At 73.7% G+C, this 8,528-nt stretch carries 13 protein-coding genes; 4 read left to right on the forward strand and 9 right to left on the reverse strand.

From position 1 onward, the window contains the following. The 3 genes from OZN99_RS19540 to OZN99_RS19550 all read left to right on the forward strand — a co-directional run. On the forward strand, positions 1-273 hold a 273-nt coding region (locus OZN99_RS19540; protein WP_333779748.1), incomplete at its 5' end, for a hypothetical protein. Positions 274-283: 10 nt separating this feature from the next. Beyond that, positions 284-1,003: a carbonic anhydrase gene (locus OZN99_RS19545; protein WP_270936940.1), complete on the forward strand. Its 720-nt coding sequence runs from the start codon at positions 284-286 to the stop codon at positions 1,001-1,003. Positions 1,004-1,023: 20 nt separating this feature from the next. Further along, positions 1,024-1,371 carry a carboxymuconolactone decarboxylase family protein gene (locus tag OZN99_RS19550; RefSeq protein WP_270936941.1) on the forward strand — a complete coding sequence of 116 codons (348 nt, stop codon included), beginning with the start codon at positions 1,024-1,026 and terminating at the stop codon, positions 1,369-1,371. On the opposite strand, the gene OZN99_RS19555 is transcribed toward OZN99_RS19550, so the two are convergent. The 5 genes from OZN99_RS19555 to OZN99_RS19575 are packed head-to-tail and all read right to left on the reverse strand — an operon-like array spanning position 1,372 to position 3,938. After that, entirely contained in the window at positions 1,372-2,076 is a 705-nt protein-coding gene (locus tag OZN99_RS19555) for an NnrU family protein (RefSeq protein WP_270936942.1), read from the reverse strand. It lies immediately after the preceding gene. 2 nt (positions 2,077-2,078) lie between these two features. Continuing rightward, positions 2,079-2,639 (reverse strand): molybdopterin adenylyltransferase, encoded by a 561-nt coding sequence (gene mog, locus OZN99_RS19560; protein ID WP_270936943.1) that lies wholly within the window; start codon positions 2,637-2,639, stop codon positions 2,079-2,081. Continuing rightward, positions 2,636-2,824, reverse strand: coding sequence for a hypothetical protein (locus OZN99_RS19565; protein ID WP_270936944.1), 189 nt, complete (start codon positions 2,822-2,824; stop codon positions 2,636-2,638). The genes mog and OZN99_RS19565 overlap by 4 nt, the downstream gene beginning before the upstream one ends. Next, entirely contained in the window at positions 2,821-3,477 is a 657-nt protein-coding gene (gene ytfE, locus OZN99_RS19570) for an iron-sulfur cluster repair protein YtfE (protein ID WP_270936945.1), read from the reverse strand. Before ytfE ends, OZN99_RS19565 begins: the two co-directional genes overlap by 4 nt. Further along, entirely contained in the window at positions 3,474-3,938 is a 465-nt protein-coding gene (locus tag OZN99_RS19575; protein ID WP_270936946.1) for a group III truncated hemoglobin, read from the reverse strand. Before OZN99_RS19575 ends, ytfE begins: the two co-directional genes overlap by 4 nt. Positions 3,939-4,028: 90 nt before the next feature. Here OZN99_RS19575 and OZN99_RS19580 point away from each other — a divergent pair, with 90 nt between their 5' ends. Continuing rightward, positions 4,029-4,454 carry an RrF2 family transcriptional regulator gene (locus OZN99_RS19580; protein WP_270936947.1) on the forward strand — a complete coding sequence of 142 codons (426 nt, stop codon included), beginning with the start codon at positions 4,029-4,031 and terminating at the stop codon, positions 4,452-4,454. 187 nt (positions 4,455-4,641) lie between these two features. Here OZN99_RS19580 and OZN99_RS19585 read toward each other — a convergent pair whose 3' ends face one another. From OZN99_RS19585 to OZN99_RS19600, 4 genes are all read right to left on the reverse strand, one after another. Beyond that, positions 4,642-5,016: an Hpt domain-containing protein gene (locus tag OZN99_RS19585; protein WP_270936948.1), complete on the reverse strand. Its 375-nt coding sequence runs from the start codon at positions 5,014-5,016 to the stop codon at positions 4,642-4,644. Beyond that, positions 5,016-6,236, reverse strand: a complete 1,221-nt coding sequence (locus OZN99_RS19590; protein ID WP_270936949.1) for a GGDEF/EAL domain-containing response regulator — start codon at positions 6,234-6,236, stop codon at positions 5,016-5,018. The genes OZN99_RS19585 and OZN99_RS19590 overlap by 1 nt, the downstream gene beginning before the upstream one ends. Before the next feature lie 59 nt (positions 6,237-6,295). Further along, positions 6,296-8,323, reverse strand: coding sequence for a M3 family metallopeptidase (locus tag OZN99_RS19595; RefSeq protein ID WP_270936950.1), 2,028 nt, complete (start codon positions 8,321-8,323; stop codon positions 6,296-6,298). A 21-nt stretch (positions 8,324-8,344) separates the two neighbouring features. Beyond that, positions 8,345-8,528, reverse strand: a 184-nt coding sequence (locus OZN99_RS19600; RefSeq protein WP_456299889.1) for a hypothetical protein, incomplete at its 5' end; no start/stop codon positions are given.

Raw genomic sequence — 8,528 nt, forward strand, 5'->3', positions numbered from 1 at the left:
GCCGAGCACCAGCGGGACGCCCGGCTGGCCGCCGCGACCGTCACGTCGCTGCGCCGGCTGCTGTCCGGCGCCGACGTCACGCGCGCCGAGATGGACGCCGCCGCGTGCTTCGCGCGGCTGCATCGCCTGCACCTGGAATCCGAGGAGGCCGTCGTGACGCCGCTGGCGCGCGCGGTGCTGCCGGCGCAGGCCACGCAGCAGCTGGCGCAGGAGATGGCGCGGCGGCGCGGCCTGGTCGGCTCTTCCCTCGTTCCCTCGCCTCCGGAGCCCTGAGCAGATGGACATGCACCAGCCTGGCGGCCACGGCGCGCTCGGCCGACTCGTCGCCGGCTTCGACCGCTTCCGGCAGGACCATTTCGAGGCGGACCACGACCTCTACGACCGGCTGCTGGACGGGCAGCAGCCGGAGGTGCTGGTGATCGCGTGCTCCGACAGCCGGACCGACCCGGCCATCATCTGCGGCGCACGGCCGGGCGACCTGTTCGTCGTGCGCAACGTCGCCGCGCTGGTGCCGCCGCCGAGCACGGACGGCGCGCCGCACGGCACCGCCGCGGCCATCGAGTTCGGCGTGAAGGCGCTGGGCGTGCGCGACGTGGTCGTGTTGGGCCACTCCTTCTGCGCCGGCGTGCGCTGCATGCTGGACCACGACCACGGCGCGCAGCGCTTCGACTACGTCTCCGACTGGGTCGAGGTGGCGCGAGAGGTCCGCGCCGAGATGGACGGCCTGGTGACGGAGGCCGAGCGCGTCCTGGTCGCCCGCCGGGCGGAGCAGGCCGCGGTGCTGACCAGCCTGCGCCACCTGGCCGCCTACCCCTTCGTGGCGGAGCGCGTGGCCGCGGGCACCCTGTCGCTGCATGGCTGGTACTTCCATTTCGGCTGGGGCGTGCTGCAGGCCGCGGCCGGGCCCGAAGGCCCGTTCCGCCAGCTCGACGCCGGCGAGCAGCCGCTCCCGGCCATCGGCCGCGCAGCCGAACCGCGCGCCGTGCGTTGCCCTGTGGCGTGACCTTCAGGGAGGGATCGGCGATGGATGGCGCAAGGGAACTTCCGGCTGCGGCCGGCGAGGTGGCGAAGACCTATCCGGAGGTGTGGCGCGCCTTCGCCGCGCTCGGCGCCGCCTGCGCGGAAGCCGGGCCGGTGGCGGACGATTCACTGCGCCTGGTGAAGCTGGCGCTGGCGATCGGCGCCGGGTCCGAAGGCGGCGTCCACTCGCATTGCCGCCGCGCGCTGGAGGAGGGCATGCCGCCGGAGGCGCTGAAGCAGGTCGCGCTGCTGGCGATCCCGACGCTCGGCTTCCCGCGCGCGGTCGCGGCGCTGACCTGGATCGAGGACATCACGGATCCCGAAATGCGGGGACACGCCGCCCGGCGCTGATCATCCCGGCGGCAGCGGCGAGACGCCGATCGCCGCCGGGTGCAGCGCCAGCAGCAGCAGCCAGGCCAGCAGGCCGAGCGCGATGCGTGTCGCGCCCGGCGGCGATGTCGGCCGCCACCGCCCGTCCAGCAGCGCCGCGAGCGGCCAGCCGGAGCTGCGTGCCGCCAGCCGCGCCCATTCCGCCTCGCCCAGCTGGCGCCGCCTGCGGCGGTCCAGCACGCGCATGCTCAGCACCGCGAAGGCCGCGAAGCTGCCGAACAGCAGCACATGCGCGAAGTTGCCGTTCGCCACTGCGTGCACGCCCGCCCAGATCGCGATGGCGAGCAGCAGCGGGTGCCGCGACACGCCGACGATGCCCGGCCGCGCCGGGTCGTAGCCCCGCGCGGTGCCGCCGAAGGACAGCGGGTTGGGTGCCCCGAGAGCGCAGGCCGCCAGCAGGCAGGCCAGCGGCATGGCGAGGTTCGCCAGCCAGGCCTGCCAGGCCGCATAGGGCCAGAGCAGCACGAAGGGCGCACGCCCCGCCGCGACGACCAGCCAGGCCAGGATCACGAGCGACATCGCGCTGTAGCCGATGAGGTAGCCGCGCTCCCCGAGCGCGGCGACCAGCCGCCGGCGCACCGGCGGCCGTGCCGGCAGCGCATGCGACAGCAGGAAGATGAGAAAGGCGGCCGCGAATTCGCCCCAGCCGGCCAGGCTCGCGCCCAAGCTCAGGCGCCCTTGGGCCGGAAGGCCACGCAGGCAGCGGGGTCGGTGTCCAGCCGCGGACCACCGATTAGGTCGATGCAGTAGGGGATCGCCGGGAACACCGCATCCAGGCATTCGGCGATGGCCGAGGGCTTGCCGGGCAGGTTCACGATCAGGCTGCGCCCGCGCGTGCCCGCCGCCTGCCGCGACAGGATCGCCGTCGGCACGGCACGCAGCGAGACCGCGCGCATCAGCTCGCCGAAGCCCGGCAGCATGCGCTCGCACACCGCTTCCGTGGCCTCCGGCGTCACGTCCCGCGGCGCCGGGCCGGTGCCGCCGGTGGTGACGATCAAGGGGCAGCCTTCAGCATCGGCCAGTTCGCGCAGCGCCGCCTCGATGGCCGATCGCTCGTCCGGCACCAGGCGGCGCACCGCGCGCCAGGGCGTCGCCAGGATGCGCGCCAGCGCCGCCTCGATGCCCGGCCCGCCCTGGTCGGCGTAGATGCCGCGGAAGGCGCGGTCAGAGACGGTGACGACGCCGATCGGCATGGCCGCCGGCGCCGTCGCGCCCGGTGCGTCGCTCATCCCGGCTCTCCGTCCACGCGCGGTCTGACCAGCATGGGGCCCTGGGAGACCAGGAGCAGGCCGAAGGCGGCAAGCCGGCACTGGCCCAGCGTGCGCAGCCCGTGCCAGCGCGGGAGCCGTAGCGCCACCAGCAGCGCGGCCAGCGCCGCCAAACCGCCGGCCAGCGCAGGGGGCACGGCGCTCATGCCGTGTAGCGCGGGAAGAGCACGTTGTTCTCCAGGTGGATGTGCTCCATCAGGTCGTCGGCGAACTTCCGCGTGCCGGCATAGAGCGCGCGCCAGCTGTTGCAGGCGCCCGCGGGCGGCACGTGCCCCTGCGTGAGAGCTTCGATCTCGCGCAGCCGCTCGCCGTGGTCGTCGTGCTCGTCGCGCATGATGGAGATCGGCATGGCGAGGTGCCGCTGGCCGGCGAGGATCATCGGGAAGAGGCCCTGCTCCTCCTTCTGCATATGCGCCTCCATTTCGTAGAGGATGCGCTCCAGCAATGCTGCCAGGCCGCGTGGCGCGTCCGGGTGGTCGCGATGAACTGCTTCGACGCGCCGGGCCAGCCGGACCAGTTCCGGCACTTCGGCGCGGTGCACGGCGTGGTAGCGGTCCAGGATCAGGCGTACCAGCGTGGCGTCGTCCTGCGGCTCCTCGGCATCGGGCCGGTCCAGAGCGGCCAGTTCCGCCGCGATCGCCGGCAGGCGATCCGGGCCGGCCGCATCGGCCAGCACGGCCTGGCCGCCGCAGCAGAAATCCAGCTTGTGGCGGCGGAACACCGCGGTCGCGCCGGGCAGGCTCGTCGCGATCTCTCCCAGGCTGCGGCCGGCCAGGGCGGCGGCTTCGGTGGCGCTCATGCGGGGCTTCCTTGCGCCATGCGGCGCGTTGCGGCCGGCAGCGGAAGCGGGACCAGTCCCATCTCCAGGCTGCGGGCGATCCGGCGGGCGCGGTCCAGCATGTGGGCCGCGCCCTCCTCGGTGAGTTCGGCACGCGCGACGCGCTCGAAGAGGTCCAGCCAGCGCGCGAAATGGGCGGGCGTCAGCGCGAGATGCGCATGCGCCTGCATCGGCTGGCCGTGATAGCCGCCACGCATCAGCGCGACCGAGCCCCAGAAGCGCGTGATGGCCGCGATGTGCCGCTCCCAGTCCGCGACGTTGGCGAAGGCGGGGCCGAGCAGCGCATCGGCGCGGGCGGCGCCGTAGAAGGCGCGCAGGAAGCGTTCGATCACGGCGTCGTCGAGGCCGGTGCGCGCTTCGATCTCGCGCGCGAGGGCGGCACGGCGGTCCGGACCTTCGGGGATGGGCGGCGAGGCGTTCAAAGTGGAATCTCCAATACCAGTTACCTTCGGTCGGAATTCTGGTATCGTCAATACCAATTTCAGAGTTCCAGCTTCGGGAAGCCCCCTGCCGTGCGCCTGCTCGCCTCCACCGATTTCGCGCTGCGCGTGCTGATGCGCTTGGGCGCCGAGCCGGCCCGGCACCGCAGCACGGAGGCGCTGGCCGGCGAGGTCGGCGTCCCGCGCAACCATCTGCACAAGATCGTGCAGGACCTGGCGGCGGCCGGGCTGGTGCGGACGCTGCGCGGGGCGCGCGGGGGCGTGCTGCTGGCCCGGGCGCCGGCCGAGATCAGCCTGGGCGCCGTGGTCCGTCACCTCGAACAGGGGCAGTCGCTGGTGGAGTGCTTCCGCCCGGATGGCGGCGCCTGCTGCCTCTCGCCGGATTGCCGGCTGCGCGGCGTGCTGTGGCGCGCGCGGGAGGCGTTCCTCGCAACGCTGGACGGCACCACGCTGGCCGACTGCCTGCCGGCGCGGCCGGCGCCCGTCCGCGTCGCCTGAGCGCCGCCCCGCATGTCGGGCGCCCGGTTCAGACCTCCGGGCCTAGCCCGCGGTCGCCCTGAGTGTGCGCACCGAAGGTGGGCACGGCGAAGGGCGTGAATCGCCGGGCCAGAGAAGCGAGACCGGCTTAGCCCTGAACACAGTCAGGGCTAAGCCGGTCTAACGGCCCTGCGGTCATCGGGGCGAGTCAGTCCGGCCGGGTCAGCGCCGCGTCGAATTGCGCCAGCGCGTCGTCCAGCAGCGTCGGCAGCCGCGCGGCCGCGGCCTGCGCCGCGGCGCGATTGCCGCCGAAGGCCGCATGCTCCAGCGCGCCGAGCGTCTGCGCGAGCTCCGTCGCGCCGAGCAGCGCGGCTGCCGATTTCAGCGCATGCGCCTCCCGCCCTGCGTCCGCCAGGCTGCGCTGCGCCACGGCGTGCAGCGCCCGCGGCACGCCGGCCGTCGCGCTGTCGCGGAACAGCCGGATCGCCTGCGCGGTCGCCTCTGCGCCGATCGCGTCCAGCAGCTCCGCCAGGGCGGGGCCGGGTGCGGGCGATGTCGGGGCACCCTGTGGGACGGCGAGCATCAGGCGGCTTCCTCCAGCCCGACCTGCGGCGCCACGTGGCCGCCCGCCGCCTGGTCCAGCCAGCCGATGAAGCCGGGCAGCGGCATGGGATGGCCGATCAGGAAGCCCTGGGCGACGTCGCAGCCCATCTCCGCGAGCAGCTCCAGGCTCGCTTCCGTCTCGACGCCTTCCGCGACGGTGCGCAAGCCGAGCGTCTTCGCCAGCCCCACCACGGCGCGGGTGATCAGCGTCGCGTCGCGGTCATGCGGCATGCCGGAGACGAAGCCGCGCTCGATCTTCAGCTCGGAGAACGGCATCCGGTAGAGCTCCGCCAGCGAGGAATAGCCCGTCCCGAAATCGTCCATGGAAAGCGAGAAGCCGCGGATGCGCAGCCGCGCCAGCGCGGTGGTGACGTTGGCGGTGTCCGCCATCGCGGCGGTCTCCGTCACCTCCAGCGTCAGGGCGCCGGGGTCGATGCCGGCCTGCGCGACCAGGTCGGCGATGCGCTCGGCGAAATCGGGCTCGCCCACGCAGCGCGCCGAGACGTTCACCGCCACGCCGACGTCATGCCCGAGCCGGCGCCATGTCGCGCAGTCGCGCGCCGCGCGTTCCACCATCATGAAGGTCAGCGGCGTGATCGAGGCGCCGGATTCGGCCAGCGGCAGGAATTCCCCCGGGCCCAGCGTGCCGCGCGTCGGGTGTTCCCATCGCACCAGCGCCTCGGCGCCCACCGGCACGCGGTCCGCGATGCGCAGCTTGGGCTGGTAGTACGGCACCAGCTGCCCGGCGCCGAGCGCCTCGTCCAGGTCGCGGTCGCGGATCGGCAGCGCCTTGGAGGCCGCGTCGCGCAGCGCCGCCATCAGCTCCGCCGGGCCCGCCGGCTTGCGCAGCGGATCGAGCATGGTGAGCCCCAGGCTGCGCCCGATCCGCACCGCGCTGCCCAGCACGCGGTGGTCGAGCCCGCTGGAGACGATCAGCGGCACGCTGCAGCGCCGCCGCGCCAGGCCCTGCAGCACGGCGATGCCGTCCGAATCGCCGATCGCCAGGTCCACCACGACGAGGTCCGGCTGCTCCCGCGCCGAAGCCTCGAGGAAGGCGGCGGGCGAGGCGAAGCCTTCTGCGCGGAAGCCGAGCCGCTCGCCCACCTTGCAGACCAGCGTGCGCGTCACCGTGTCGTCGTCCACGACGTGCAGCACCGGCAGGGACGTCGGGCGCGCAGCGGATGCGGGGGGCTCGGCCATGCCGGGACATGACCATGCCCGCGGTTAACGATCGGCTGACGGCACGCAGGCCGGCGGCGCTACGCCGCGGCCAGCCCCCGCTTGCGCAGCAGCGCGTCCACCTTCGGCTCCCGCCCGCGGAAGGCGACGTAGAGCTCCATCGGGTCGCGCGTGTCTCCCGCGGCGTAGATGGCCTTAAGCCGCGCGGCGAGCTCCGGGTCGAACGGGTCGCCGGCTTCCTCGAAGGCCTCGAAGCCGTCGGCGTCCAGCACCTCCGCCCAGAGGTAGAAGTAGTAGCCCGCCGCATAGCCGCCGCCGGCGAAGAGATGGCCGAAATGGATGGGACGATGGCGCAGCCCGATGGCCTCCGGCATGCCGATCCGGTCCAGGAAGGCCTGCTCGAAGGTCTCCAGCTCCAGCGACTCCGGTTCGGGGTGGCGGTGCAGCGCGAGGTCGATCAGCGCCGAGGCGACGTATTCCACCGTCGCGAAGCCCTGTCCCTCGTTGCGCGCCGCCAGCAGCTTCTCCAGCACCTCCTCCGGCAGCTGCTCGCCGGTCTCGTGGTGGCGGGCATGGGTGCGCAGCGTCTCCTTCACGCTGAGCCAGTGCTCCAGCACCTGGGACGGGAACTCGACGAAGTCGCCGAGCACCGCGGTGCCGGATTGCGAAGGGTAGCGCGCCGTGCTGAGCAGGCCGTGCAGCGCGTGGCCGAATTCGTGGAACAGTGTGCGCGCCTCGTCGAAGGACAGCAGCGTGGGCGACGACTTCGCGACGTTGTTGTTGTTGACGATGATGGGCGCCACCCTGCCATCCAGCGAATCCGCCACGCGGAAGCTGCTCATCCAGGCGCCGGAGCGCTTGCCCGCGCGGGCGTAGTTGTCCAGCAGGAACACGCCGCGATGCGCGCCGTCGGTGTCCTTCGCCTCGAAGGCGCGGACATCCGGGTGGTAGACCGGGATGTCGCGGCGCTCCTCGAAGGTCACGCCGAACAGCCGCTCCGCCGTGGCGAAGACCGCGCGCAGCATGGCTTCCAGCTCGAAATAGGGCTTGAGGGCTGCGCCGTCGAAATCGTGCTTCGCCTTGCGCGCCCGCTCCGCCCAGAAGCGCCAGTCCCAGGCCTCGACCGGCTCGTTCTGGCCCCCGGCGCGGGCCAGGGCCTGCAGCTCCGCCCGCTCCGCCGCGGCGCGCCGCTTCGCCGGTTCCCAGGCGGCGCGCAGCAGCGCCTCCGCCGCGTCCGGATGCTTCGCCATGGTGTCGGCCAGCCGGTACTCGGCGTGGTCGGCATGCCCCAGCAGCCGCGCCCGTTCCGCCCGCAGCGACAGGATCTCCCGCACCAGCGCCGCATTGTCCCGCTCGGGGTGCAGCGCGCCGCGCGCCACCCAGGCGCGCCAGGCTTTCTCCCGCAGGTCGCGCCGTTCGGAGAAGGCCAGAAACGGCTCCACCGACGACCGCGAGAGGGTGATGACATAGCCCTCGACCCCGCGCTCCCGCGCTGCCTCCCGCGCGGCGGCGCGGGCGAAGTCCGGCAGGCCGGCGAGGTCGGCCTCGGCCAGCACCATCTGCCAGTCGTTCTCGTCGGCCAGCACGTTCTGCCCGAAGGCGGTGTGCAGCGTGGCGAGCCGGGTCGAGATCTCCGTCAGCCGCGCCCGGGCCGCCTCGTCCAGCGCGGCGCCGGCGCGCAGCAGGTTCATGTGCAGCCGTTCCAGCAGGCGCAGCTGGTCGGGCTCCAGCCCCGGCGCGGCGCGGCGTGCATGCAGCTCGGCGACGCGGCGGAAGATGCCGGGGTCCAGCACCACCTCCATCCGGTGCCGCGCCAGCTTCGGCGCGATGTCGCGCTCCACCGCCTGCAGCGCGTCCGTGGCCTGGCTGGCGGCGAGGTTGAAGAAGGTCGCGGCGATGCGGGTCAGCAGGGCGCCGGCGCGTTCCAGCGCCTCCACCGTGTTGGCGAAGGAGGGCGGCGCGGGATCCCGCGCGATGGCCGCGACCTCGTCCCGGTGCGCCGCCATGGCAGCCTGGAAGGCCGGGGGGAAATGCGCTTCCTTGATGCGGTCGAAGGGCGGCACGCCGAAGGGCGTGGTCCAGGGTTCCAGCAGGGGGTTGTCGCTCATCGCCCCTATCTGGCGCCGGGTTCAGCCTTCGTCCAGCGCGCGCCGCAGCCGGTCCAGCAGCGCCGCGCGGGTGCGGTCGTCGCCGGCCTTCTCCAGCGCCTCCTCGATGCCCAGCAGCAGCGCGGCGCGGGCGTTGTGCCAGTCCGGCCGGCCGACCGTCTCCGGCCGCAGCCGGCGCTGCGCGACCGCCTCGGCGCGCCGCGGC

Origin of the sequence: Falsiroseomonas oryzae, assembly GCF_027856955.1 — a bacterium.
GTDB lineage: Bacteria > Pseudomonadota > Alphaproteobacteria > Acetobacterales > Acetobacteraceae > Falsiroseomonas > Falsiroseomonas oryzae.

Excerpts from the sequence above, each read along its gene's own strand:
- OZN99_RS19590 (WP_270936949.1), bottom strand. The coding sequence starts at position 6,236 with ATGGCCGAGCCCCCCGCATCCGCTGCGCGCCCGACGTCCCTGCCGGTG.
- ytfE (WP_270936945.1), bottom strand. The coding sequence starts at position 3,477 with ATGAGCGCCACCGAAGCCGCCGCCCTGGCCGGCCGCAGCCTGGGAGAG.
- OZN99_RS19545 (WP_270936940.1), top strand. The coding sequence starts at position 284 with ATGCACCAGCCTGGCGGCCACGGCGCGCTCGGCCGACTCGTCGCCGGC.
- OZN99_RS19565 (WP_270936944.1), bottom strand. The coding sequence starts at position 2,824 with ATGAGCGCCGTGCCCCCTGCGCTGGCCGGCGGTTTGGCGGCGCTGGCC.
- OZN99_RS19585 (WP_270936948.1), bottom strand. The coding sequence starts at position 5,016 with ATGCTCGCCGTCCCACAGGGTGCCCCGACATCGCCCGCACCCGGCCCC.
- OZN99_RS19550 (WP_270936941.1), top strand. The coding sequence starts at position 1,024 with ATGGATGGCGCAAGGGAACTTCCGGCTGCGGCCGGCGAGGTGGCGAAG.
- mog (WP_270936943.1), bottom strand. The coding sequence starts at position 2,639 with ATGAGCGACGCACCGGGCGCGACGGCGCCGGCGGCCATGCCGATCGGC.
- OZN99_RS19595 (WP_270936950.1), bottom strand. The coding sequence starts at position 8,323 with ATGAGCGACAACCCCCTGCTGGAACCCTGGACCACGCCCTTCGGCGTG.